Source organism: Variovorax sp. VNK109, assembly GCF_049445855.1.
Lineage (GTDB): Bacteria > Pseudomonadota > Gammaproteobacteria > Burkholderiales > Burkholderiaceae_C > JAGOCV01.
Window position 1 is genome coordinate 413602 of record NZ_JBMSDV010000004.1, and the last position, 22482, is coordinate 436083.

The following is a 22482-nucleotide window of genomic DNA, read 5'->3' on the forward strand; positions in this document are numbered from 1 at the left end:
GCATGACCAAACCCGAAAAGATCCTTTACGTCGACGACGAGGCGATGGCCCTCAAGTACTTCGAACGCCTTGTCAGGCCCATGGCGCCGGTGCTCACCGCCTCGTCCGTTGCCGAAGGTAAGGAACTGCTGCGCGCCCATGGTGACGAGATCGCCGTGCTGGTGTCCGACCAGCGCATGCCGGGCGCGCACGGCAACGAACTGCTGAGCTATGCGCGCGAGAACCATCCGTCCATCGTGCGCATGCTCACGACCGCCTATTCCGAACTCGGCGAGGCCATCGAAGCCATCAACTCCGGCGAGATCTACCGCTACATCACCAAGCCGTGGGACATCGAAAGCCTGCGCGCCGATCTCAGGAATGCGCTGGAACTTGCCGAACTGCGCAGCGAGCGCGACGGCCTCGTGCGCGAGAAGATGCTGGTGCAGCAGCAACAACTCCTCGCCGCACGCGTGAGCCAGATTGCCGTGGCGAGCGCGGGCTTCGTGCGACCGGAATATGCGCAAGGCCTTTATGCATTCCTCGAGACGGCGATGCAGGTCGGCTGCTCGGCGCCTTCCATCGACTGGCACGCCATGGACCACGCCGACCTGATGCAGCTGGAGACGCAGCGCGGCATCGCCATCGGCCAGCTATTGGCGCGGTGGGAGCCCGCCTTCGGCAGCGGTGGCGAAACGGCAGCGACATTCGCCGCGCTGGCGCAGGCTTTGCCCGGCCAGGCGCATGCGGAGGGCGACGTGCTCGTGGTGACGGACCGCAGCGTCTTCACCTGGGCGCTCGAAGCGCCGACGCGCGACAAGCCGAGCGCCGCGTCCGTTGCCTGGCTGGCCTGGCAGGTGTGGCGCGGCCAGCCGGTTCAGGCGGAGCGCACGGATGCCGGATGGCGTGTGAAGCCCTTGCCCGCGAGCGCGCTGCCCGTGCTGCCGGACGACTGGATGGCCGACTGCATCGAACGGATCGCGTTCAGCGCAGCAGGCTGAGCAGCGTCTCCAGGGCGTGCGTCACGGTGGCCTCGCGCACTGCGGCGCGGTCACCGTCGAAGCGCTGCATCTCCGTGATGACGTGGCCGTCGACGGACCAGCCGAACCACACGGTGCCGACCGGCTTTTCCTTGCTGCCGCCCGTGGGGCCGGCGACCCCGGTGACGGCCACTGCGACCTGCGCCCGCGAACGGGCGATGGCACCCAGCACCATGGCGCGGGCGACTTCCTGGCTGACCGCGCCGTGGCGCGCGATCAACGCGGCGTCCACGCCCAGCAGTTCGGTCTTGGCTTCGTTGGAGTAGGTGACGAAACCGCGTTCGAACCACGCGCTGGAGCCGGCCATGTCGGTGCAGGCGCCCGCAATCAGGCCGCCGGTGCAGCTCTCGGCGGTGGCCATCATCCAGTTGCGCGAGGCCAGCAACGCAGAGAGTGGCGGTACGGCGGCATGCACGCCACCACCCATGTCTGCGCTCATGTGAGGTGCCTCCACGCCGCGATCACCAGCAGCGTGCAGAACGCGGCCACGAAGTCGTCGAACAGGATGCCGAAGCCACCGCGTGCATTGAATCCCTTGAAGACCGAGTCCGCCCAGCCGACCGGTCCGGGTTTCGCAGCGTCGAAATAGCGGAACAGCGCGAAGGCGATCAGCTGTCCCCAGAAACCTGTCGGTGCAATGAGCCACAGCACCAGCCAGAACGCCACCACTTCGTCCCACACGATGTTGCCAGGGTCGGCCACGCGCAGGTTCTTCGCCGTGACCGTGCAGGCCCACCAGCCGATGAGTGTCGACACCAGGATCGCGGTGCCCGTCCAGAGCTCGAAATGCTGCGGCGGCACATACAGCTGCCACACGAAGAACGCGAACCATGCCCACAGCGTGCCGGCCGTTCCCGGCGCAAACCGGCTCAGGCCCGAGCCGAAGCCGAGCGCCACGTAGTGCGCCGGGTGCGCGAGCATGAACCGCACCGTCGGGCGGTACGGGCGCGGCGCTTCGGCGCCGGAGTGCTCGAGCACGGTGTCGATGGAGGGGTCGGAGGAGGGCATGTGGCGGGGAACGACAGCCGCTATCTTGCCACCACGCCCGCATGGACCCCGCAAGTACGGGAACTAGGCCGCCAGCGGCATCTCCGCCGCCACGGCCCCGCGCAGCATCTCGACCAGCTGCGCTGCGTCGCGCGGCAACGCATCACCGCGCCAGATGACGTGCTGGTCGGCGCGGCACAGCACGAGCTTGTGCCGGTAGGCGTCGGGCACGGCTTCACCGGCGATGTCGAGCAGCGCCAGCGGCACCTTTTTCGCGGCTGCTGCTGCGAGCAGCGGCGCAACGTCCACCGACGCGTCGCTGCGCAGCAGCGTGTAGCCCGGCCCGAATGCGTCGTAGAGCGAGCGGCCGTCCTTCAGCCAGAAATGCGGCGCGCGGCAACCCGGCACGGTGGACGGCGTGAAGTCGCCCATCGAATACACCGGCGGTGCTTCGTCGTCGGTCGCGATGATCGGAGAGCCCGCGTAGAAGTAACCGAAGTTGAGCCCGCCGCAGCAGAACTGCTGCACGTTGAGCGCATACGCTTCTTCGCCGATTTCCGCGCGCAGCCGCTCGCCCTCGGCGCCCGGCTTCTCCAGGTCCTGCGGCACGGCGCGGCGCGCCTTGATCATCTTGGCCGCATGGTCCATGGCGAAGTGCGACACCTGGTTGGTGATCGGCTGGCGCTCGGCTTCGTACGCGTCGAGCATGGCTTCGTCACCCCAACCCTGGATGCGCGCGGCCAACAGCCACGACAGGTTGATCGCATCGGCAATGCCGGCGTTCATGCCGTAGCCCGCATAGGGCACCCACAGGTGCGCGGCGTCGCCCGCGATGAACACGCGACGGTCACGGAACTTGTCCGCCACGAGGCGGCGGCCCACCCAGTCTTCCTTGCTGATGACTTCGTAGGTGAAGTCGTCGCCCACGCCGAGGATCTGTCGGATCGACCAGTCGCGGTCCACCGAGTCGAACTCGGGTTCGTCGGGGTTGAGGTGGTTGTGGACCAGCCAGGTCTCGTGGCCGTCGATGGCGAACATCGTGCCGCAGCGCCGCGGATTGACGGAGTAGTACGACCACGCCGGTTTACCCGGGATCATGGCGCGCAGTTGCGGCGCACGGATGTAGGTGGACTGCACGCGCTGGATGACGGCCGTGCCTTCGAGCTTCGCGCCGATCTGCTTGCGCACGGCGGAGCTGCCGCCGTCGCAGCCGACCATGTACTTCGCGCGGATGGTGCGCGCTTCGCCGGTGTCGAGTCTGGTCGCTGTTGCGGTGACGCCCGAAGCATCCTGCGTGAAGTCCGTCACCTGCGTGCGGTTGAGCAAGGTCACACCGGGCAGCGATGCGGCGTGTTCCAGCAGGATCGGCTCCAGGAACAGCTGGTTGATGCGGTGCGGCGGCTCGGGCGTGGGCCACCACGCGTCCGGGCCTTCGGTCTCGGTGTAGCGGTCCGCGCGACAGGGAATCGGAATGCGCGTGAGTTCGGTGCCGGTGACGCTGGTGCGGAACACCACGTCGTTCGGGTAGTCGGCGGGCAGGCCTGCGTCGCGCAGCTTCTGCGCGACGCCCAGGCGGCGGAACTGCTCCATGGTGCGCGCCGAGACGTGGTTGCACTTCACGTTGGGCGGCTCTGCGTAGCGGCGGATTTCGGCAATCACCACCTGCACGCCGCGCCCGGCGAGGTCCATGGCGAGGGTGAGGCCCACGGGGCCGCCGCCGACGATGAGGACGTCGGCCTTGAGTTCAGCAATCATGTGTTCTTACTCGAGCTTGATGTTGGCGGTCTTGATGACCTTGGACCACTTCTGCGTTTCGCTGCGGATGTAGGCGTCGAACTCTTCCGGCTTGCCGGGTGCGGGCTCCACGCCGAGGTTGCGCATGCTGGTCTTGATCTGTTCGTCGTTCAGCGCCGCGGTGATCTCCGCGTTCAGCCGGTTCACGATGGGTTGCGGCGTGCCCGCAGGGGCCACCACACCGAACCAGCCGGTCGAGTCGTAGCCGGTCAGGCCGGCTTCGGACACGGTCGGCACGTCCGGCAGCATGGGCAGGCGTTGCGGGCTGGTAACGGCGAAGGCGATGAGCTTGCCGGCCTTGATGTGCTGCAGCGCAGCAGGCAGGTCCACCACGCCGATCGGAATCTGCCCGGCCAGCACGTCCAGCGCGGCAGGGCCGGAACCCTTGTAAGGCACTTCGACGAGCTTCACGTCGGCCATCTGTGCGAACAGCGCAGACGACAGGTGCATGGCCGTGCCGTTGCCGCCATGGGCGATGGACAGCTTGCCCGGCTGGCTCTTCGCCATCGCCACGAGTTCCTTCTGCGTCTTGATGCCCAGCGACGGGTGGCCCACGATCACGAAGGGAATGGCGGCAAGCATGGACACCGGCTTGAAGTCCTTGAGCGGATCGAACGGCATCTGCGCGTACAGGCTGCTGTTGGCGGCCAGTGCACCGGCTGCGCCCACGCCGAGCGTGTAGCCGTCCGCCGGCGCCTTGGCCGCGATCGACAGGCCGATGTTGCCGCCTGCGCCGGGCCGGTTGTCCACCACGACCTGCTGGCCGAGCTTGTCGTTCAGGCGCGGCACCAGCATGCGCACCACCGCATCGGCACTGCCGCCGGGCGGGAAGGTGACGACCACGCGGATCGGCTTGTCGGGGTAGTTGCCTTGCGCCGCCACGGGTGCGGCGGCGAGAAGGCTGGATGCGAAAGCGACGGCCGTGGCCGCGCCCATCAGGAAGCGCCGGGAAAGCTGCATGTCTTGTCTCCGTTTGATTGTTGTCAAGGCGCATTGAACCGCAGCACAATTCATTCGTAAATCGAAAATTTCCGAACGATTCCTGATTTTTATTCATGAACAAGAAATTCATGCCGACCCTGCGGCAGCTGCGTGCCTTCATGGCGGTGTACGAACTGCGCAAGCTCGGCGCGGCGGCGGAGCAATTGCACGTCACGCAGTCGGCGGTGAGCGTGCTGATACGGCAACTGGAAGAAGGCCTGGGCGCGCGCCTGTTTGATCGCACCACGCGTTCGCTGCAGCCCACGCAGGCGGCGGACGAAGCCGTGGTCGTGGCAACGCGCATCCTGCGCGACGTGGACCTGCTGGGCGAAGGCATGGGCGAAATCGCGGGTGTGCGGCGTGGCCGGGTCAGCATCGCCGTCACGCCGACTCTGGCGGGCATCCTGCTGCCCGAGGCGGTTCGCAAGTTCAGCGCGGGCCACCCGGACGTCCGCGTGCTCATCGACGATTGCGCACCCGACCAGTTCATGGCGCGCGTCACCGGTGAGCATGTGGACTTCGGCATCGGTACACCGGAAGGCTCGGCGGCGGGTGTCGATCTGCAGACGCTGATGCGCGATCCGCTCAGCGTGGTGATGCCGCGCGGTCATGCGCTGGCGGCGAAGAAATCGGTGCGCTGGGCCGATCTGGCGGGTGAGCCGGTGATCACCGTGCGGGCCGGCTATGGCATCCGCCCGCTGATCGACCGCACGGCGGCGCAGGCGGGTGTGAAGCTGCAGGTGGTCAATGACGTCACCTTTCTGTCGACCGCGCTGTGGATGACGCGCAGCGGGCTGGGTACATCGATCATGCCGGCCGCCTTCGCGCAGACCGGCGACGGCGAAGGCCTGGCCGTGCGGCCGTTGACGGCGCCGCGCGTGACGCGTGACATCATGATCGTCACGCGGCGCGGACGTTCACTGCCACCGGCGTGCGAGAGTTTCGTGCAGGTCTTGCGGGCGGAGCTCACGGCACGCTCCGGCGCGTCGCGCCTGGCTCAGGCGAAATGATCGAACGACGCGAAGCGGCCGGTCACCGGCTGGCCTGATGCATCGACGAGCCGCAGACCGGCATCCGCTTCGATGCTGCCGATGCGCGTGACGGGCGTCTGCGAAGCGAGCGACGCATGCGCAACCGCGTCGCGTGCCGATGCGGGCGCGGTGAAGGCGAGCTCGTAGTCATCACCGCCTGCCAGCGTGTACTGGCGGCGCAGGTCTTGCGGCAGTGTCGTCGTATCGATGCGGATGCCCAGGCGCGCGGCCACGGCATCCGCGTCGATGCGCGCGCCTGCCTTCGAAGCGGCCAGCACGTGGCCGACGTCACCGAGCAGCCCGTCGCTCAGGTCGACGGCAGAGGTCGCGATGCCGCGCAAAGCGGTGCCGAGCGCAACGCGCGGCGTGGGCATGTCCATGCGCGCCTGCGCGGCCTGCAGCGCCTGCGCGTCCAGCGACACAGTGCCGCGATGCGCTTCGAGCGCCAGGCGTGCATCGCCGACGGTGCCGCTGATGTAGAGGTCGTCCCCGGGCTTTGCGCCGCTGCGCAGCAATGCCTTGCCTTGCGGTACTTCACCGAAAACGGTGATGCAGATGTTGAGCGGGCCATGCGTGGTGTCGCCGCCGATCAGTTCGCATTCGTGGGCGTCGGCCAGCGCGAACATGCCGCGCGAAAAGCCGGCGAGCCACGTCTCATCCACATGCGGCAGCGACAGCGCGAGCGTGAAGGCGAGCGGCTTCGCGCCGCATGCGGCCAGGTCGCTCAGGTTCACCGCAAGCGACTTGTGTCCGAGCCGCGCCGGATCGACGCCGGACAGGAAGTGCCGGCCTTCGACCAGCATGTCGCTGGAGATCGCGAGCTGCATGCCGGGCGCCGGTGCGAGCAAAGCGCAGTCGTCACCGACGCCGAGCGCCGCGCGGCGTGCAGGCCGCTTGAAGTAGTGCGCGATGAGGTCGAATTCACCCATGCGCGCAAGCATACCCGTGTGGGTCGCGAACCTGGGTCAGACGCTGCCGCGAAAGCGCTGCGCAGCCTGGCGCACGGCCTCGGCCAGCAGGCGTTCCTTGTATTGCACCTCGCGCAGCCAGCGCGCGTCGTTGTGCGCACGCTCCACGCTGCCTCGCAGCAAATGGACGGCGGCCGCAGCGCCGACCTTCTCGGCATCGGGTTCGATGCGCTGCATGGTCTGCAGGATGTGGTCGCGCAGGGCCATGTGCTCGCCGGTGGCCGGATCGACGTACACCGCCTCCATGCCGAAGCGGCAGGCCTGGAAGCGGTTGTAGGTGTAGACGAGGTAGTCGTCCTCGGCCGGCATGAACGGCTGCTCGCGCAGGAACCACGAGGCGAGCGACTGCACGTAGCCCGACAGCGCGGACGCACGCTCCACCGTCAGCGGCGTGTCGAACACGCGGATCTCGATGGTGCCGTACTCCGGCTTGGGACGGATGTCCCAGTAGAAGTCCTTCATGCTCTTGACGACGCCCGTACGGGTCATCTTGTCGAAGTAAGCGGTGAACTCGTCCCACGTCAGCGTGAACGGTGCGCGGCCCGACAGCGGAAAGGCGAACACCGAATTGAGCCGTGCGGAGTCGAATGCGGTGTCGTGTCCCTGCACGTACGGGCTCGACGCCGAGAGCGCGATGAAGTGCGGGATGTAGCGCGACATGCGGTGCAGCATCAAAAGCGCTTCGTCCGCGCTCGGGCAGCCGATGTGCACGTGCTGGCCGAAGATGGTGAACTGCTTGGACAGGTAGCCGTACAGGTCGGACAGTTCGCGGAAGCGCGGCTTGTCGTAAATGCGCCGCTCGTGCCACATCTGGAACGGGTGCGTGCCGCCGCCTACCACCGCAATGTTGAGCTTGTCGGCGCTTTTCACCAAGGAGTCGCGGATCTGCGTGAGCTCGCCCAGCACCTGCGCCGATGATTGGCACACACCAGTGGAGATCTCGATCATGCTGGACGTCATCTCCGGCACCACCGAGCCCGGCAGCTCGATCTTGTCCATCAGCCGCAGCATGTCTTCCGCATAAGGCGCGAGGTCGTAGTCGTGCGTGTTGACCAGCTGAAGCTCCAGCTCCACGCCCAGCGACAGCGCCGCGGATTTCTGGAACGGTTCAAGACTCACGTGTGTCTCCTGCCAGCGGCGGGAGCGCCTGCGGCTCCCAGGGTTTCGAACTTTCACCGGCGCGGTAGAGCGCGATGGTGGCGATGACTGCGCCCAGCACTTCCATCAGCAGGATGGCGGGCAGTGCGATGCGCGTGATCATCGGGCCGAGCATCGGCGACGAGGCGACGAACTGCGAGGTGATGAGCAACGCGACCGACGACATGGGAGACATCGCGCAACCGACCCACAGCGCCTGCCGCCAGCTCGCGCCGCTGCCCGGGTTCGCGAGCGCGACGCCGGCGATCTTCGCGATGCCGCGCACCACGATCACAGCCAGCACCACACTCGCCACCGGACCGGACCAGTCGGCCTGCGCCGCGACCACCGACACCAGCACGAACATCAGCATGGTGAGCAGCGAAGACGCGGTGCCCAGCTGACGCGGCCAGGACCACGGACGCGGGTTCAACTGCTTGAGCAGCATGCCGCCCAGCAGTGCGGCCAGCGGCGCAGAGCCGCCCAGCGTCGCGGCGACGGCGGCGCTCGCGGCAATCAGTGCCAGCAGCACGATGGAGGTGTTCTCGCTGGTCGGGCTCATCACGCGCAGTGCCATGCGCAAGGCCAGCGCGAGCGCGCCGCCCACGGCCACCGATATACCCAGCACCACCGCCACCGGATACATCGTGGCAACGAGGCCGTGCTCCGAGCGGTCCATCAGGCCCGCACGCGCAGCGCCGATGGCCAGTGCGTAGAGCGTACTCAGCGTTGCGAGCGTCACGGCGCGTTCGGTCACGGGGCCGGAGGCGCGCGTGTCCATCACCACGCGGGTGAGCACGGCCGGCGAAGCGGCCACGGCGATGATTGCGATCGGCGCCGCCACGGGGCCGGGAATGTCGAGCCACATCAGGACCCACAGGACGCCGAAGTAAGTCAGCACCGCTTCCAGCAGGCTTTGCAGCAACACCATCGGGTTGTGGCGGAACCAGCGCAGCGGGATGCGCCCACCGGCTTCGAACAGCACCACCGCGACGCCGAGCTCCAGCAGGAAAAGGCCGATGCCCTGCAGGGGCCATTGCACGCCGGTGAACCCGGCCAGGCCCGCGAAGGTACCGATCACCGTATAACCGAGCACCTTGGGCAGGCCCGTGTAGCGCTGGACCAGATAGCCGGCAATGCTGGCAACGGCCAGCAGCAGTGACCACTGCACCGTGGGCACGCCGGCGGAAGGCCGTATCCATTCGGCCCAGAAGGCCATCAATTCGTTCATCTCGAATGTCTCCCGTCGCGCCGCAGGTTATCCGGCATCGGCAGGCCCGCCTGTAGGACTGGGCCGGAATCGGTTACATCTGCACGCGTGCATTTTCACGCTCGGGCAGGAAGAAGCTCAGCGGCCTCTGGCGCCAGCGGGCCCAGATGGCAGAGCGGATGCGGGCGCGTTCCACGCCGCTGATGTTGTGGGCCCGCAGTGCGAGCCGGAACGCCAGGTAGAAACTCACGCCCACGTTCAGCGCGCCGGTGACCGCCGCGCCTGTCAGACACCATAACACGGCATGAAGTACGGCCGGTGTCTGCCAGGCAGCGATGCCGTAGTTGGCGACGGCTGCCGCCACCTGTCCGGTGGACAGCGTAACGTGCCGGACCTCGAGCGACAGGCCGAAGAACAGCGCGAAAGCCGGTACGAGACCGAGCATCATGCCCAGCGAGATGTTGGACGCGAGGCCCGAGATGTTCTCGCGCATGAAGCGGGCCCAGCGGTCCGCACGTGCCACGCCGAGCCAGCGCGTGATGCGCGGGTTGTAGCGCACGGCCGAGTCGAGCTTGTGCAGCACGAACCAGTTCTCCACCCAGCCCGCGATGATGCTCGACGAGAACAGCAGCACGCCGGTGAACGCAGCGAACAGCGCGGTGGGGCCGAGCAGGGTGAGCGCATGCAGCACGTGGTCGGCTTCGGCCCGGTCGATCATCGGGCGGCCTGTCGCCAGCAGGATCAGCCAGCTCAGCAGCAGCACGCAGGGCACGACCAGCAGCACGTTGCCCAGCACAGCCGCCACCTGCGATCGCACCAGGTGTGCGACTTCGTCCACGAATGATTCGACGCCGCCCTGCTGGTTCAGGTCTTTCAGTTTCGCGGCCATCGCCGGCGCCGTCATTGCCGGCTGCTTCGTGGCCACCGTGAGGTGCAGCAACTGGATGGCGACGAAGCTGAGCGAATAGTTGATGCCCGCGTAGAAGCCGCTCCAGAACGCCGAGAAGCCCAGTGCGAGCAACGCGAACTTCATCATCGTCGTGATGGACATGAACGCGCCGCCACCTGCGGCCTTTCGCAACATGGCGCGATAGTCGCGCGCGTTGCGGGTGATGTAGTGCTCACCGGTTTCCGCGCTGCGCTCGGCCACCTTGGCGGCCAGCAGCGACGAGTTGGAGGCGATCAGCGCGCGCACGCTCGCGCGTTCGCGTCCGGTGACGACGAGCCGCCCGATCAGCTTCGCAGCACTTGTGGCGGGATGGGGTGACATCAGGCAGTCCATCAGCTCGCGGATGCGCAGCACGCGCTCGCGCAACTGGCGCAGCCGGAACACCAGGCCGACCGAGATGCCGTTTTCCTCGAGGTGCGTGTACACGGACGACGCAGCATGCCGGCAGGCGTCCAGTCGTTCGCGGAACTGTTGCATGGCCTGCTGCAGGCGCGACACGTCGCGGGGCTGTGCGAGCGCCGCGACGCGCAATTCCACCAGGCTGTCGGTGAGCAGGTGGAAGGGCGCCTCCTGCCGGACCGGGGCGCTCATGCGCAAACGGAGTTCGGGCGAGAAGCCCGCCGAAACGATCTGGCTCGTGCAGAAGGTGATGGCCTCGACCAGGATGCCCTGCCAGCGCGTGCCGCCGTTCGGCGTGGGGCCGCCCAGCGCACGGGCGAGGCGATTGACCTGTGTCTCATCCAGAAGCATCAGCCAGCGTGCGTCGAAGTCGCCCGGCAGCACCAGGCGGAAGAGTTCGGACGCGTCCTGCGTTTCGGGTGTGCCGGGCAGTAGCTTGCGGCGCAGGCGGTCGGACAGTTCGCTCACGAAAGCGGTGCGTGGCGCGAAGCCGAAGTCGGCCAGCAGCGTGGTGATGTCGACCGTCTGAGCGAGTACCTGCCACCAGGCCTGCAGACGGGCCTGCGCGTCGGCATCGGCTTCGATGGCATCGAGGAACAGGCGCACGCGGCTGGCGGCGGCCTCTGCGGAGTCACGCTTGCCGCGGATCCAGTCGAACAGGGCGATCAGCCAGAGATGCCGTTCGGCCAGCGGTGCGTGGGGGTCGATCCGCGCGAGCAGCGTCTTCAGGTCGGGGCCGCGCGCCATGCAAGCCTTCAGTGCAGCACGCGGCCGGAAGGCGCGCCACCGCCGCTGGAAGCCTCCAGCACGAACAGCGGGATGGAGATATCGAAGCGCTCGCCGTCCTCGGCCACCATGAAATAGGTGCCGTGCATCGTGCCTGTCGGGGTGCGCAGGCGGCAGCCGCTGCTGTACTGGAACGATTCGCCGGGCTTGATGAGCGGTTGCGCGCCCACGACGCCCAGGCCCTTCACTTCTTCGGCGTGGCCGGTGGCGTCATTGATTTTCCAGTGCCGCGAGATGAGCTGCGACGGCACTTCCCCGGTGTTCGAGATGGTCACCGTGTAGGCGAAGCTGTAGACGTTCTGGTCCGGCGCCGATTGCTCGGGCAGGTAGCGCGGCGTCACTTCGACGGTGAACTGGTACTTGGGCATGGCGGGTATGTTACCTGCGACAATCCGCAAACCATGAGCAAGCCCCCCCGTACCCATCGCATCGCGCCGTCCATCCTCTCCGCCGACTTCGCGCGGCTGGGCGAGGAAGTGAAGAATGTCATCGCGGCCGGGGCCGACTGGATCCATTTCGATGTGATGGACAACCACTACGTGCCGAACCTCACCTTCGGCCCGATGATCTGCCAGGCGCTCAAGCCGCATTCGAAGACGGCGGACGGCAAGGCGATCCCCATCGACGTGCACCTGATGATCCAGCCGGTGGACGCGCTCGCTGCCGCCTTCGCCGATGCGGGCGCGGACTACATCAGTTTCCACCCGGACGCGTCACCGCATGTGCATCGCAGCATCCAGGCCATCCGCGCCAAGGGCTGCAAGCCGGGCCTCGTGTTCAACCCGGCCGCGCCGCTGGACGTGCTGGACTGGGTCATCGACGACATCGACCTCATCCTCATCATGGGCGTGAACCCGGGCTTCGGCGGGCAGAGTTTCATCGATTCGGCGCTGCGCAAGATCGAGGACGTGCGCAAGCGCATCGACGCGTCGGGCAAGGACATCCGCCTCGAAGTGGACGGTGGCATCAAGACTGACAACATCCGGCGCGTGGCCGATGCAGGAGCCGACACCTATGTGGCGGGCAGTGCGATCTTCGGCAAGCCGGACTACAAGGGCGTGATCGACCAGATGCGGGCCGCGCTCGCCTGAGCCGATCTGCTTCGTTCTTCTATTTGACCGTGGCCGAGCGCTTCATGCGTTCGTCGATCTGTTCCAGCACCGGCCCCTTGTCGGTGTCCACCACGCCGCGTTCGATGTCGTCATGGCCTTTGCGCGCACGCTCGTCGTCCATGGGGGTGCCGTCGACCTGCGCACTGGCGGACTGGTCGCGTTCATGCGGCAATTTCGGTTCGCTCTTCTCCTTGTCGCCATCGTTACGGGTGACACGGGTTTCGCCGGGTGCGGGTTTGTTGTCGGGGTCGGACATGGCTGTCTCCACGTGAATGATCGACCAGTCTGACCGCCCGCATGAGCCGGCGCGGTAGGACGTTCCGGTCGGGCCTTGTAGGATGGGCGCCGATCATGAGCAACCCTCCGCACCCCTTCCAGGCCGCCATCGTCGATCTCGACGGCACGATGGTCGACACGCTCGGCGATTTCGAGGCGGCACTCAACGCCATGCTCGACACGCTGTCGCTGCCGCACGTGGACCGCCCCGCTGTGGGCACGTTCGTGGGCAAGGGCTCCGGGCATCTGATCCGTCGCGTACTGCAGACGGTGTTACCGGCTGCCGATGCAGGCAGGATCGAGTCACTGTTTCCGTCGGCGTGGGACGCGTATCAGGCGGCTTACGACCGGATCAATGGCCGTCACGCGCACGTCTTTCCCGGCGTCGCGGAAGGTCTCGCGTCATTGCACGCGAGTGGCCTGCGCCTGGCTTGCCTGACCAACAAGCCCGTCGGGTTCGCTCGGCAACTGCTGGAAATCAAGGGGCTGGCTTCCTGCTTCGAACAGGTGTTCGGCGGCGATTCGTTCGAGCGCAAGAAGCCCGATCCGCTGCCGCTCCTCAAGACCTGTGAGGCGCTCGGCACCGAGCCGGCGCGCACGCTGATGATCGGTGACTCGAGCAACGATGCCCAGGCGGCACGGGCGGCCGGCTGCCCGGTGGTGCTCGTCACCTACGGCTACAACCATGGCGAGCCGGTGCGGCTGGCCGGCGCCGACGCGTATGTCGATTCGATGACCGGGATTGCCGCGCTGCTCGGCAAGCTCACTGGGCGCGCGGCGACTTCCCGAGCAGCAGTTCCTTGAGTTGCCAGTCGGCCGGGCTGGGGCCGAGCCAGATGCGCAGCAGCGCGCCGTAGAACTCGGGCTCCCTGAACGGCTCGCCCTGCGGCTTGCCTTTCACCGTGATCACGGTGCCGACACCGGGAATCCAGTCGGCGGTGAAGGTGTCGCCTGCGCTCAGTTTTTTCTGGTCGGCGAACATCTGGCCCATGCGCAGCAGCCCGGGTACGAGGCGCGAGAACTCGCTGCGCGGGGTGTTGTCTTCCACGCCACGCACGAACAGCTTGCCCAGTTCATTGGCGTCGATGTCGCGCAGCATGGTGATGGAAAAGCGCTTGGCGCCAGTCTGCGCCAGCACGGCTTCGGGGGTTGCCGCCTTCTGCGGCAGGTACAGGCCCATCGCGTAGACCTTGAACACGGCCTTGTAGCGGATGCCCGCGCCGTTGAGCACCAGCGGCGTGCCGCGCAGGTCGATGGACTCCTCGTACTTCACGCCGCTCACGTCCACGGGCGCCGCCAGCGCGGGCACGGACAGTGCCAGTCCGAGGGTGAGACATAGCGTCGCCCCTGCGTGGCGGACGAAGAGGCGCTTGCCAGCGCGGCGTACAGCAGTCATGGAGTCTCCGGAATTTTGTTCGGCGAGTGTGGCCGCGCATTGTGGGGTGCGGGCGACGTGCGAATCAAGGGTGTTTGCCCTCGAACAAGGCTTTGCTACACTTTGCGTCCAATGTTCATTCACCGCACCACCATCACAGGTTTGAGCGACCGGGGAGCCTGGCCCTGGCGTAAGCCTGAATTCGTGCGTATCTGACGCGCAGCCGCGGGGGCTCGCCCCGGCACAGCCTGCGCTCCCACGCTCCACCCGCTGGAGCACCCGGACCCTGAATGAACGGCCACCGCGTGGCCCGAGCTGGAGGCTCAACCTGTGATCACCGAACTCGAATTCAAGAGCCTTGCGCTGCAAGGCTACAACCGCATTCCGCTCATTGCGGAAGCCTTTGCGGACCTCGAAACCCCCCTCTCCCTGTACCTGAAACTCGCGCACTCGCAAGGCGGCGGCAAGCTGAGTTTCCTGCTCGAGTCCGTCGTGGGCGGCGAGCGCTTCGGCCGTTACAGCTTCATCGGGCTGCCCGCGCGCACGCTGGTGCGCTCGCGCGGCTTTGGTGCCGAGGCCGTCACTGAAGTGGTGAAGGATGGTGTGGTCGTCGAGACTGCGTCGGGCAACCCGCTCGACTTCATCGAGGCGTACCAGAAGCGCTTCAAGGTGGCGCTGCGGCCCGGCCTGCCGCGCTTCTGCGGCGGTCTGGCGGGCTACTTCGGCTACGACACCGTTCGCTACATCGAGAAGAAGCTCGAAAAGAGCTGCCCGCCCGATACGCTCGGCTGCCCCGACATGCTGCTGCTGCAATGTGAGGAACTCGCCGTCATCGACAACCTGTCGGGCAAGCTTTATCTCATCGTCTACGCCGATCCGGCGCAGCCCGAGGCGTTCGCCAATGGCAAGAAGCGCCTGCGCGACCTGAAGGAGAAGCTGCGTTACTCGGTCAGCGCGCCCCAGGTGCGGGCATCTCAGGGCTATCCGGCAGAGCGCGACTTCGCCAAGGCCGACTACATCAAGGCGGTGGAGCGCGCGAAGGAGCTGATTGCCGCCGGCGATTTCATGCAGGTGCAGGTGAGCCAGCGCATCAAGAAGCGCTACACGGAAAGCCCGCTCTCGCTGTACCGGGCCCTGCGTTCTCTCAACCCCAGCCCTTACATGTACTACTACAACTTCAGCGGTGCCGAAGGTGAGGGCAGCGACATGCACGTGGTGGGGGCCTCGCCTGAAATCCTGGTCCGGCAGGAGCAGACGTCCGAAGGCCAGAAGATCACCATCCGGCCGCTGGCCGGCACACGCGCGCGCGGCGCGACGCCGGAACTGGACAAGGCCACCGAGGTGGAACTGATCAGCGACCCGAAGGAACGCGCCGAACATGTGATGCTCATCGACCTGGCGCGCAACGACATCGGGCGCATCGCAAAGACCGGCACGGTGAAGGTAACGGAGGCTTTCGCGGTCGAGCGCTACAGCCATGTGATGCACATCGTGAGCAACGTCGAGGGCGTGCTGAACGATGGCATGACCAGCATCGACGTGCTCAAAGCCACGTTCCCGGCCGGCACGCTGACCGGCGCGCCCAAGGTACACGCCATGGAACTGATCGACCAGATGGAGCCGACCAAGCGCGGCCTCTATGGCGGCGCCTGCGGCTACCTGAGCTATGCGGGCGACATGGACGTGGCGATCGCCATCCGCACCGGTGTCATCAAGGACCAGACGCTTTACGTGCAGGCTGCGGCAGGTGTCGTCGCCGATTCGGTGCCCGAGCTGGAGTGGAAAGAAACCGAAGCCAAGGCGCGTGCGTTGCTGCGCGCGTCGGAACTCGTCGAAGAAGGACTGGAGTAAGTCATGGCCAAGCTTCTGATGATCGACAACTACGACAGCTTCACCTACAACATCGTCCAGTACTTCGGTGAACTGGGGGCGGACGTGGAAGTGTTCCGCAACGACGAGATCACCGTGGCCGGTGTGGCCGAGCGCAGGCCCGACCTGCTGGTGATCTCGCCCGGCCCGTGTTCGCCGGCCGAGGCGGGCATCTCGGTGGAGGCGATCCGCCACTTCGCAGGCAGGCTGCCGATCCTGGGCGTATGCCTCGGACACCAGAGCATCGGCGCAGCGTTCGGCGGCGACATTGTGCGAGCGCAGGAGCTCATGCACGGCAAGACCAGCGTCATCACCACCACGCGTGAAGGTGTGTTTGCCGACCTGCCGGAGAAGTTCACGGTGAATCGCTATCACTCGCTCGCGATTGCCCGCAAGAGCTGTCCGGCAGAATTGGCAGTAACCGCGTGGACGGACGACGGCGAGATCATGGGCGTGCGCCACAAGGAGCTGCCGATCCAGGGCGTGCAGTTCCACCCGGAATCCATCCTCACCGAGCATGGCCATGCCATGCTGCGCAACTTCCTGGAGCAGAAATGACGACTGGCCGCAGGGTGGACTTGCGAAGCGACACGGTGACGCAGCCCACCGCCGCGATGCGCGCAGCGATGATGGCTGCGCCGCTGGGCGACGACGTGTTCGCCGACGACCCGAGCGTGAATGCGCTGCAGGAGAAGATTGCTTCGATGCTGGGCTTCGAGGCCGCGCTGTTCGTGCCCACCGGCACGCAGAGCAACCTGTGCGCGCTGCTGTCGCACTGCCAGCGCGGCGACGAATACATCGTCGGCCAGATGCAGCACAGCTACCGCTGGGAAGCCGGCGGCGGCGCGGTGTTCGGCAGCATCCAGCCACAGCCGCTGAACCATGCAGCCGATGGCACGCTGCCGCTCGAAGACATCGAGGCGGCCATCAAGCCCGACGACGCGCATTTCGCGCGCACCCGCCTGCTGGCACTGGAGAACACGCTCGGCGGCAAGTTGCTTCCATTCGCCTATGTGCAGTCGGCCACTGCGCTTGCCAGGCGGCATGGCCTGTCGCGGCATCTGGACGGTGCGCGGCTGTTCAACGCGGCGACGGCGCAGGCTGCGCAGACCGGCGCCGACGTGCATGACGAAGCGCGACGCATTGCGCAGTGTTTCGACAGCGTGTCCGTCTGCTTCAGCAAGGGACTGGGTGCGCCGGTCGGCTCCGCGCTGTGCGGCTCCAAGGAGTTCATTGCCCGCGCCCACCGTGTGCGCAAGATGGCAGGCGGTGGCATGCGGCAGGCCGGTGTGCTGGCTGCTGCTGCTTCCCATGCGCTGGACCATCACATCACCCGGCTGACGGATGACCATGCACTCGCGCGCAGGCTGGCCGATGGCCTGGCGGGCATCGAAGGCGTGCAGGTGGAGGCTCCGCACTCCAACATCGTTTTCGTGGATCTTTCCGGCGCGGCGCGCGAACGCGGCAACGGGCTGCTGCCGTTTCTCGCCGAACGCGGTGTCCTGGCCACGGGCCTTTACCGCCTGCGCTTCGTGACCCATCTGGACGTCGATGCGGCCGGTGTCGATCGCGCCGTCTCCGCCATCCGGGAGCATTTCCATGCCTGACTCGCATCAACTCCTGATCTTCATCGTCGCGGGCTGGCTGCTCAACCTGACGCCGGGCCCGGACGTGCTCTACATCGTGACGAACGCCCTGCGCCGCGGCGCGCGCGCGGGCGTGGTGGCGTCGTTCGGCATTACCGCGGGTTGCTTCGTGCACATCTTTGCGGCCGCCATCGGTGTGAGCGCGTTGATGGCGGCGTCGTCCACGGCATTCACCGTGCTCAAGCTGATCGGTGCGGCCTATCTGGTCTACGTCGGCGTGCGCATGCTGATGTCGAAGGCGCCCGCCCTGTCGCTTGATGGGGGAGCGCAATCACCCGATCACGCGCGCCCGTCCTCGCCGACGTCCGAATCCGGCTTGTCCGATGTTTTCGTCAAGGGCTTCCTGACCAATGTGCTCAACCCGAAGGTTGCACTGTTTTTCCTCGCGTTCGTCCCGCAGTTCATAGCGCCGGGTGTCGAGAACAAGGCCTGGGTATTCTTCCTGCTGGGGTTGCTGTTCAACATCAATGCCATTCCCGTCAATATCGGGTGGGCGCTCGGCGCGGCGTGGCTCGCGCGGCGCGTGGGTGCCGTGCAGCGCGGCATGCACTGGCTCGAACGCGTGGCGGGCGCGCTGTTCATCGGCTTCGGCCTGAAGCTGGCGTTCTCGGAGAACCCGATGGCCGCGCTGCCATCCCCATCGAAATAACCAAGACCGGAGACCTTCATGTCCATCACCCCGCAGGAAGCGCTGCAGCGCACCATCGAACACCGCGAAATCTTCCACGACGAAATGCTCTCGATCATGCGCATGATCATGAGCGGCGAACTTTCGCCCGTCATGACCGCCGCCATCATCACCGGACTGCGCGTCAAGAAGGAAACCATCGGCGAGATCACTGCCGCAGCGCAGGTGATGCGCGAGTTCTCCACCAAGGTGAACGTGGCGGACAAGACGCATCTCGTGGACATCGTCGGCACGGGCGGCGACGGGTCGCACACCTTCAACATCTCCACCTGCTCGATGTTCGTGGCGGCCGCGGCGGGCGCGCGCACGGCCAAGCACGGCGGCCGCAGTGTGTCCAGCAAGTCGGGCAGTGCGGACGTGCTGGAGGCGCTGGGCATCAACATCAACCTGTCGCCCGAGGCCATTGCGCGTTGCATCGCCGAGGTGGGGGCGGGTTTCATGTTTGCGCCCAACCATCACCCGGCGATGAAGAACGTGGCGCCGGTGCGCAAGGAACTCGGCGTGCGGACGCTGTTCAACATCCTGGGCCCGCTCACCAATCCGGCATCCGCGCCGAACATCCTCATGGGCGTGTTCCACCCCGATCTCGTGGGCATCCAGGTGCGCGCGCTGCAGCGCCTGGGTGCCGAGCACGCGGTGGTGGTGTACGGCAAGGATGGCATGGATGAAGTGAGCCTCGGCGCGGCCACGCTGGTGGGCGAGCTCAAGAACGGCGAGATCACGGAGTACGAAATCCACCCGGAGGATTTCGGCATGCCGATGGCGAGCAACCGCGCACTGCGCGTCGGCACGCCGCAGGAATCGTGCGCGATGCTGCTGGGTGTGCTGGACAACGTGCCGGGCGCAGCACGTGACGTGGTGATCCTCAATGCCGGCGCTGCGCTGTACGCGGCGAACGTCGCATCGACGATGAAGGACGGCGTGGAGAAGGCGCGCGCAGCCATCGAATCCGGTGCGGCGCGTGCGCGGCTGGACCATCTGTCGCGCCTCACACATTCACTGGCGGGTTGATCGATGTCCGACATCCTGAACAAGATCGTCGAGGTCAAGCGCCAGGAAGTGGCGCAGGGCCTGAAGAAGAAATCGCTTGCCGCCATGCGTGAAGATGCGGAGAGCCGCGTGCTCACGCGGGACTTCATCGGCGCGATGCGCACGAAGATCGCGCAGGGCAAGCCTGCGGTGATCGCCGAGGTCAAGAAGGCGAGCCCGTCGCGTGGTGTGCTGCGCGAGGAGTTCTTCGCCTCCGACATTGCGCAGAGCTACGCGGAACATGGCGCAGCGTGCCTGTCCGTCCTCACCGACAAACAGTTCTTCCAGGGCAGCGTCGACTATCTCAAGCAGGCGCGCGCCTCGTGCGAGCTGCCCGTGCTGCGCAAGGACTTCATGATCGACGCCTACCAGGTGTATGAGGCGCGGACCATCGGCGCCGACTGCATCCTGCTCATCGCCGCGTGCCTGTCGGATGCGCAGATGGGCGAGCTCGAAGCGGTTGCCCGTTCGCTCGACATGGCGGTGCTGGTGGAAGTGCACGACGGCGAGGAACTGGCGCGCGCGCTGAAGCTGAAGACACCGCTGGTGGGAATCAACAACCGCAACCTGCGCACCTTTGACGTCACGCTGGACACGACGCTGTCGCTGATGAAAGACGTGCCCGCCGATCGCCTGCTGGTGACCGAGAGCGGCATCCTCACGCGCGAGGACGTGCAGCGTATGCGTGAAGCGGATGTCAACGCCTTCCTCGTGGGCGAGGCTTTCATGCGCGCGAAGGAGCCGGGCGAAGCGCTGGCCGCGCTGTTCGGGTGATGCCATGCTGATCCCGGACATGCAACTGGCGTCGGCGGATCCTTCGCAATGGGCGGCCGCGCCCGACTGGCAGCCCGTGCTGCAGCCGTTCTGGCAGGGAGCCAGAGGCCAGTCCCTGCTGGCCTACCTGCGTGAGCGGATCGGACAGGGGGCTGTGATTTATCCGCCCCAACCCTTGCGCGCGCTTGAACTCACCCCGTTGTCCCGTGTGCGCGTCGTGATCCTCGGGCAGGACCCGTACCACGGCCCCGGCCAGGCGGAAGGGCTCGCGTTTTCTGTCGCACCGGGCGTCAAGTTACCGCCTTCCCTGCGCAACATCTTCAAGGAGTTGCAGCGTGATCCGGGCGTCCCGATACCGGCAAACGGTTCGCTGGTGCGCTGGGCGCGTGAAGGCGTGCTGCTGCTCAACACCAGCCTCACGGTGGAAGACGGACAGGCGGCAAGCCACGCCCGCCGCGGTTGGGAAACCCTGACCGATGCACTGATCACCGCCGTTGGCAAGCAGCCGCAGCCCATCGCGTTCCTGTTGTGGGGTGCGCATGCGCAGGCCAAGCGCGCGCTGATCGACGCGGGCCGGCACCTCATCCTGACGGCCAATCATCCGTCGCCGCTGTCAGCGTTGCGCCCGCCGGAGCCTTTCATGGGCTGCGGCCATTTCGGCAAGACGCAGGCGTGGCTGGCGGAGCAGGGCGTCGATCTGCGTTTCTGAGCAGGTTCGCTGTTGGCGGGGCTAGAAGCCCTGCGGCACGTTGCCCACGTAGTCGCGCCGGATGTTGATGGTGCTCTGCTGGCCCAGCGCCTCGAAGTGACGGCTGAGCCAGCGCTTTGCGGCATCCTGACCCAGCGCGAACAGCTTCTCCATCATTGCGGAGTCGGTGGACATCTTGGTGGAAGAAGGGAACTCCTCCATGGCCTCGCCGCCGTCGATGCGGTGCAGCAGCACGCTCTTGTACTTCTCGCCCTCCTGCAGGCGGCCATCGGCCAGCAAGCGGTTGATGAAGTCGATGGTGCGCATCTGCGACAACAGGCTGGCATTGAAGGTCAGTTCATTGACGCGGTCCATGATCTCGTTCGGTGCCTGCGGCGTGTGCTGCCGCTTGAGCGGGTTGATCTGCACCAGCACGATGTCGCGGCTGGCGCACGCGTTGATCAGCGGCAGCAGCGCCGGGTTGCCGGAAAAGCCGCCATCCCAGTAGTGCTCGCCGTCTATTTCCACCGCCTGGAACACCATGGGCAGGCACGCCGAAGCCATGACGGCCTGCAATGTGAGCCGCTTGCCGGAGAAAATCTCCGCGCGACCGGTTTTCACGTGGGTCGCGGACACGAAGACTTTGGGTGAATCGAGCCTGGCCAGTGCCGCGAAATCGATCTGTTCCTCCAGCAGCCTGCGCAGCGGGTTGATGTCGAGCGGGTTGGATTGATACGGCGAAAGCCATTGACTGATGGGGTTTCCAAAGAAGTTTGCGCCTACTTGTTCTGTAGGCCAGCCCCCCATCAGCATGCGCATGAGACCCTGGGTCAGGGCCCCGAGGCTGCCCGCCGCCGCCACGCCGTGCCAGATGCGGGCCAGCGAGGCGCGCGCTGCTTCCCGAGCTTCTTCGGGCGTGGCGTTCTTGCCTGCTTCGGCAAATCCGCTCGCCATTGCCACCGCGTTGATGGCGCCGGCACTCGTACCGCTGACGCCCTCGAGCTCCAGCCGGCCGTCCTGCAGCAGTTTGTCCAGTACACCCCAGGTGAACGCGCCATGGGAGCCCCCGCCTTGGAGGGCAAGATTTACGGCATGCCCCCGGACAGGTGAGGGCGCAACGACATGAGCGGGAATGGCGGAAGACGGCGTGGACATGGCTTATTGTGCAGTGCAACATGACTTTGTTGCAGCGGGTTGCATAAAGCCCATGCTTCAAAACCCATGGGGGTACTCGCTGGCGCAATCAAAACATGCTATATTTCGAGGTTCGCCGGAGGGGTGCCCGAGTGGCTAAAGGGGGCAGACTGTAAATCTGTTGGCTTACGCCTACGCTGGTTCGAATCCAGCCTCCTCCACCAGCGAAGAATTGATTGCATGGCGCTGCGGAAGCCGCGAGGGTCATTGAGTTAGCCCGAAGCGGGAGTAGTTCAATGGTAGAACCCTAGCCTTCCAAGCTAATGACGCGGGTTCGATTCCCGTCTCCCGCTCCATCATCGGTTCTGTGCATTGGCGAACGGTTTTGCCCATGTGGCTCAGTGGTAGAGCACTCCCTTGGTAAGGGAGAGGTCGCGGGTCCGATTCCCGCCATGGGCACCAGATATTTTGTTGAGATCGTTGTTTCTTTTTCGGAGTCGAAAAAATGGCAAAAGGCAAGTTTGAGCGTACGAAGCCGCACGTGAACGTGGGCACGATCGGTCACGTGGACCATGGCAAGACGACGCTGACGGCGGCGATCACGACGGTGCTGTCCACGAAGTTCGGTGG

At 66.1% G+C, this 22482-nt stretch carries 24 protein-coding genes and 3 tRNA genes; 15 read left to right on the forward strand and 12 right to left on the reverse strand.

Annotated features, from left to right (window positions below; genetic code table 11):
* The first annotated feature begins 2 nt into the window (after nucleotides 1–2).
* Nucleotides 3–980: a response regulator gene (locus tag ACO2Q9_RS16295; protein WP_423312853.1), complete on the forward strand. Its 978-nt coding sequence runs from the start codon at nucleotides 3–5 to the stop codon at nucleotides 978–980.
* On the opposite strand, the gene ACO2Q9_RS16300 is transcribed toward ACO2Q9_RS16295, so the two are convergent.
* The 4 genes from ACO2Q9_RS16300 to ACO2Q9_RS16315 all read right to left on the reverse strand — a co-directional run bounded on the left by ACO2Q9_RS16300 (nucleotide 964) and on the right by ACO2Q9_RS16315 (nucleotide 4760).
* Entirely contained in the window at nucleotides 964–1446 is a 483-nt protein-coding gene (locus ACO2Q9_RS16300) for a CinA family protein (RefSeq protein WP_423312892.1), read from the reverse strand. The genes ACO2Q9_RS16295 and ACO2Q9_RS16300 overlap by 17 nt on opposite strands.
* Before the next feature lie 8 nt (nucleotides 1447–1454).
* Nucleotides 1455–2027, reverse strand: coding sequence for a phosphatidylglycerophosphatase A (locus tag ACO2Q9_RS16305; RefSeq protein WP_423312854.1), 573 nt, complete (start codon nucleotides 2025–2027; stop codon nucleotides 1455–1457).
* 63 nt (nucleotides 2028–2090) lie between these two features.
* Nucleotides 2091–3761, reverse strand: a complete 1671-nt coding sequence (locus ACO2Q9_RS16310) for an FAD-dependent oxidoreductase (RefSeq protein ID WP_423312855.1) — start codon at nucleotides 3759–3761, stop codon at nucleotides 2091–2093.
* A gap of 6 nt (nucleotides 3762–3767) precedes the next feature.
* Nucleotides 3768–4760 (reverse strand): Bug family tripartite tricarboxylate transporter substrate binding protein, encoded by a 993-nt coding sequence (locus ACO2Q9_RS16315; protein WP_423312856.1) that lies wholly within the window; start codon nucleotides 4758–4760, stop codon nucleotides 3768–3770.
* A 95-nt stretch (nucleotides 4761–4855) separates the two neighbouring features.
* Here ACO2Q9_RS16315 and ACO2Q9_RS16320 point away from each other — a divergent pair, with 95 nt between their 5' ends.
* Complete coding sequence (locus tag ACO2Q9_RS16320; RefSeq protein WP_423312857.1) at nucleotides 4856–5791, forward strand: LysR family transcriptional regulator; 936 nt, start codon at nucleotides 4856–4858, stop codon at nucleotides 5789–5791.
* Here the strand turns inward: ACO2Q9_RS16320 and thiL are convergent.
* From thiL to apaG, 5 genes are all read right to left on the reverse strand, one after another.
* Nucleotides 5779–6741, reverse strand: coding sequence for a thiamine-phosphate kinase (thiL, locus tag ACO2Q9_RS16325; RefSeq protein WP_423312858.1), 963 nt, complete (start codon nucleotides 6739–6741; stop codon nucleotides 5779–5781). The genes ACO2Q9_RS16320 and thiL overlap by 13 nt on opposite strands.
* Before the next feature lie 36 nt (nucleotides 6742–6777).
* Nucleotides 6778–7899 (reverse strand): YbdK family carboxylate-amine ligase, encoded by a 1122-nt coding sequence (locus ACO2Q9_RS16330; RefSeq protein WP_423312859.1) that lies wholly within the window; start codon nucleotides 7897–7899, stop codon nucleotides 6778–6780.
* The gene (locus ACO2Q9_RS16335; RefSeq protein ID WP_423312860.1) at nucleotides 7889–9148 is read right to left on the reverse strand and encodes a cation:proton antiporter; all 1260 of its coding nucleotides are present in this window, start codon (nucleotides 9146–9148) and stop codon (nucleotides 7889–7891) included. Before ACO2Q9_RS16335 ends, ACO2Q9_RS16330 begins: the two co-directional genes overlap by 11 nt.
* A gap of 73 nt (nucleotides 9149–9221) precedes the next feature.
* Nucleotides 9222–11222: a site-specific recombinase gene (locus ACO2Q9_RS16340; protein WP_423312861.1), complete on the reverse strand. Its 2001-nt coding sequence runs from the start codon at nucleotides 11220–11222 to the stop codon at nucleotides 9222–9224.
* An 8-nt stretch (nucleotides 11223–11230) separates the two neighbouring features.
* Complete coding sequence (gene apaG / locus ACO2Q9_RS16345; RefSeq protein WP_423312862.1) at nucleotides 11231–11629, reverse strand: Co2+/Mg2+ efflux protein ApaG; 399 nt, start codon at nucleotides 11627–11629, stop codon at nucleotides 11231–11233.
* A 33-nt stretch (nucleotides 11630–11662) separates the two neighbouring features.
* On the opposite strand from apaG, the gene rpe reads away from it, so the two are divergent.
* On the forward strand, nucleotides 11663–12352 hold the full coding sequence (gene rpe / locus ACO2Q9_RS16350; protein ID WP_423312863.1) for a ribulose-phosphate 3-epimerase: 690 nt from the start codon (nucleotides 11663–11665) through the stop codon (nucleotides 12350–12352).
* 19 nt (nucleotides 12353–12371) lie between these two features.
* On the opposite strand, the gene ACO2Q9_RS16355 is transcribed toward rpe, so the two are convergent.
* The gene (locus ACO2Q9_RS16355) at nucleotides 12372–12629 is read right to left on the reverse strand and encodes a hypothetical protein (protein WP_423312864.1); all 258 of its coding nucleotides are present in this window, start codon (nucleotides 12627–12629) and stop codon (nucleotides 12372–12374) included.
* Nucleotides 12630–12724: 95 nt separating this feature from the next.
* On the opposite strand from ACO2Q9_RS16355, the gene gph reads away from it, so the two are divergent.
* Nucleotides 12725–13453, forward strand: coding sequence for a phosphoglycolate phosphatase (gph, locus tag ACO2Q9_RS16360; RefSeq protein WP_423312865.1), 729 nt, complete (start codon nucleotides 12725–12727; stop codon nucleotides 13451–13453).
* Here the strand turns inward: gph and ACO2Q9_RS16365 are convergent.
* A complete protein-coding gene (locus tag ACO2Q9_RS16365) occupies nucleotides 13413–14045 on the reverse strand; it encodes a chalcone isomerase family protein (protein ID WP_423312866.1) in 633 nt (210 codons plus the stop codon). The two genes, gph and ACO2Q9_RS16365, sit on opposite strands and share 41 nt — an antisense overlap.
* Before the next feature lie 309 nt (nucleotides 14046–14354).
* Between ACO2Q9_RS16365 and trpE the strand changes: the two genes are divergently transcribed.
* From trpE to ACO2Q9_RS16400, 7 genes are read left to right on the forward strand one after another with little or no spacing between them, the layout of a single operon-like run.
* The gene (trpE, locus tag ACO2Q9_RS16370) at nucleotides 14355–15875 is read left to right on the forward strand and encodes an anthranilate synthase component I (RefSeq protein WP_423312867.1); all 1521 of its coding nucleotides are present in this window, start codon (nucleotides 14355–14357) and stop codon (nucleotides 15873–15875) included.
* 3 nt (nucleotides 15876–15878) lie between these two features.
* Nucleotides 15879–16451, forward strand: coding sequence for an anthranilate synthase component II (locus tag ACO2Q9_RS16375; protein WP_423312868.1), 573 nt, complete (start codon nucleotides 15879–15881; stop codon nucleotides 16449–16451).
* Nucleotides 16448–17500, forward strand: coding sequence for a low-specificity L-threonine aldolase (ltaE, locus tag ACO2Q9_RS16380; RefSeq protein ID WP_423312869.1), 1053 nt, complete (start codon nucleotides 16448–16450; stop codon nucleotides 17498–17500). Before ACO2Q9_RS16375 ends, ltaE begins: the two co-directional genes overlap by 4 nt.
* Complete coding sequence (locus tag ACO2Q9_RS16385; protein ID WP_423312870.1) at nucleotides 17493–18188, forward strand: LysE family translocator; 696 nt, start codon at nucleotides 17493–17495, stop codon at nucleotides 18186–18188. The genes ltaE and ACO2Q9_RS16385 overlap by 8 nt, the downstream gene beginning before the upstream one ends.
* An 18-nt stretch (nucleotides 18189–18206) precedes the next feature.
* Nucleotides 18207–19238: an anthranilate phosphoribosyltransferase gene (gene trpD / locus ACO2Q9_RS16390; protein WP_423312871.1), complete on the forward strand. Its 1032-nt coding sequence runs from the start codon at nucleotides 18207–18209 to the stop codon at nucleotides 19236–19238.
* A gap of 3 nt (nucleotides 19239–19241) precedes the next feature.
* The gene (gene trpC, locus ACO2Q9_RS16395; protein WP_423312872.1) at nucleotides 19242–20030 is read left to right on the forward strand and encodes an indole-3-glycerol phosphate synthase TrpC; all 789 of its coding nucleotides are present in this window, start codon (nucleotides 19242–19244) and stop codon (nucleotides 20028–20030) included.
* A 4-nt stretch (nucleotides 20031–20034) separates the two neighbouring features.
* Nucleotides 20035–20739: a uracil-DNA glycosylase gene (locus ACO2Q9_RS16400; protein ID WP_423312873.1), complete on the forward strand. Its 705-nt coding sequence runs from the start codon at nucleotides 20035–20037 to the stop codon at nucleotides 20737–20739.
* Nucleotides 20740–20760: 21 nt separating this feature from the next.
* On the opposite strand, the gene ACO2Q9_RS16405 is transcribed toward ACO2Q9_RS16400, so the two are convergent.
* Complete coding sequence (locus ACO2Q9_RS16405) at nucleotides 20761–21873, reverse strand: patatin-like phospholipase family protein (protein WP_423312874.1); 1113 nt, start codon at nucleotides 21871–21873, stop codon at nucleotides 20761–20763.
* Nucleotides 21874–21990: 117 nt separating this feature from the next.
* Here ACO2Q9_RS16405 and ACO2Q9_RS16410 point away from each other — a divergent pair.
* The 4 genes from ACO2Q9_RS16410 to ACO2Q9_RS16425 form a co-directional block, all read left to right on the forward strand.
* Nucleotides 21991–22076 (forward strand) — tRNA-Tyr (locus ACO2Q9_RS16410).
* Nucleotides 22077–22134: 58 nt separating this feature from the next.
* Nucleotides 22135–22208, forward strand: a tRNA-Gly gene (locus ACO2Q9_RS16415).
* Nucleotides 22209–22239: 31 nt separating this feature from the next.
* Nucleotides 22240–22314, forward strand: a tRNA-Thr gene (locus tag ACO2Q9_RS16420).
* A gap of 43 nt (nucleotides 22315–22357) precedes the next feature.
* The coding region (locus tag ACO2Q9_RS16425; protein ID WP_236585750.1) for a GTP-binding protein at nucleotides 22358–22482 on the forward strand (125 nt) is incomplete at its 3' end.

Excerpts from the sequence above, each read along its gene's own strand:
- ACO2Q9_RS16295 (WP_423312853.1), top strand. The coding sequence starts at position 3 with ATGACCAAACCCGAAAAGATCCTTTACGTCGACGACGAGGCGATGGCC.
- ACO2Q9_RS16300 (WP_423312892.1), bottom strand. The coding sequence starts at position 1,446 with ATGGGTGGTGGCGTGCATGCCGCCGTACCGCCACTCTCTGCGTTGCTG.
- ACO2Q9_RS16305 (WP_423312854.1), bottom strand. The coding sequence starts at position 2,027 with ATGCCCTCCTCCGACCCCTCCATCGACACCGTGCTCGAGCACTCCGGC.
- ACO2Q9_RS16310 (WP_423312855.1), bottom strand. The coding sequence starts at position 3,761 with ATGATTGCTGAACTCAAGGCCGACGTCCTCATCGTCGGCGGCGGCCCC.
- ACO2Q9_RS16315 (WP_423312856.1), bottom strand. The coding sequence starts at position 4,760 with ATGCAGCTTTCCCGGCGCTTCCTGATGGGCGCGGCCACGGCCGTCGCT.
- ACO2Q9_RS16320 (WP_423312857.1), top strand. The coding sequence starts at position 4,856 with ATGAACAAGAAATTCATGCCGACCCTGCGGCAGCTGCGTGCCTTCATG.
- thiL (WP_423312858.1), bottom strand. The coding sequence starts at position 6,741 with ATGGGTGAATTCGACCTCATCGCGCACTACTTCAAGCGGCCTGCACGC.
- ACO2Q9_RS16335 (WP_423312860.1), bottom strand. The coding sequence starts at position 9,148 with ATGAACGAATTGATGGCCTTCTGGGCCGAATGGATACGGCCTTCCGCC.
- ACO2Q9_RS16340 (WP_423312861.1), bottom strand. The coding sequence starts at position 11,222 with ATGGCGCGCGGCCCCGACCTGAAGACGCTGCTCGCGCGGATCGACCCC.
- apaG (WP_423312862.1), bottom strand. The coding sequence starts at position 11,629 with ATGCCCAAGTACCAGTTCACCGTCGAAGTGACGCCGCGCTACCTGCCC.
- rpe (WP_423312863.1), top strand. The coding sequence starts at position 11,663 with ATGAGCAAGCCCCCCCGTACCCATCGCATCGCGCCGTCCATCCTCTCC.
- ACO2Q9_RS16355 (WP_423312864.1), bottom strand. The coding sequence starts at position 12,629 with ATGTCCGACCCCGACAACAAACCCGCACCCGGCGAAACCCGTGTCACC.
- gph (WP_423312865.1), top strand. The coding sequence starts at position 12,725 with ATGAGCAACCCTCCGCACCCCTTCCAGGCCGCCATCGTCGATCTCGAC.
- ACO2Q9_RS16365 (WP_423312866.1), bottom strand. The coding sequence starts at position 14,045 with ATGACTGCTGTACGCCGCGCTGGCAAGCGCCTCTTCGTCCGCCACGCA.
- ACO2Q9_RS16375 (WP_423312868.1), top strand. The coding sequence starts at position 15,879 with ATGGCCAAGCTTCTGATGATCGACAACTACGACAGCTTCACCTACAAC.
- ltaE (WP_423312869.1), top strand. The coding sequence starts at position 16,448 with ATGACGACTGGCCGCAGGGTGGACTTGCGAAGCGACACGGTGACGCAG.
- ACO2Q9_RS16385 (WP_423312870.1), top strand. The coding sequence starts at position 17,493 with ATGCCTGACTCGCATCAACTCCTGATCTTCATCGTCGCGGGCTGGCTG.
- trpD (WP_423312871.1), top strand. The coding sequence starts at position 18,207 with ATGTCCATCACCCCGCAGGAAGCGCTGCAGCGCACCATCGAACACCGC.
- trpC (WP_423312872.1), top strand. The coding sequence starts at position 19,242 with ATGTCCGACATCCTGAACAAGATCGTCGAGGTCAAGCGCCAGGAAGTG.
- ACO2Q9_RS16400 (WP_423312873.1), top strand. The coding sequence starts at position 20,035 with ATGCTGATCCCGGACATGCAACTGGCGTCGGCGGATCCTTCGCAATGG.
- ACO2Q9_RS16405 (WP_423312874.1), bottom strand. The coding sequence starts at position 21,873 with ATGTCCACGCCGTCTTCCGCCATTCCCGCTCATGTCGTTGCGCCCTCA.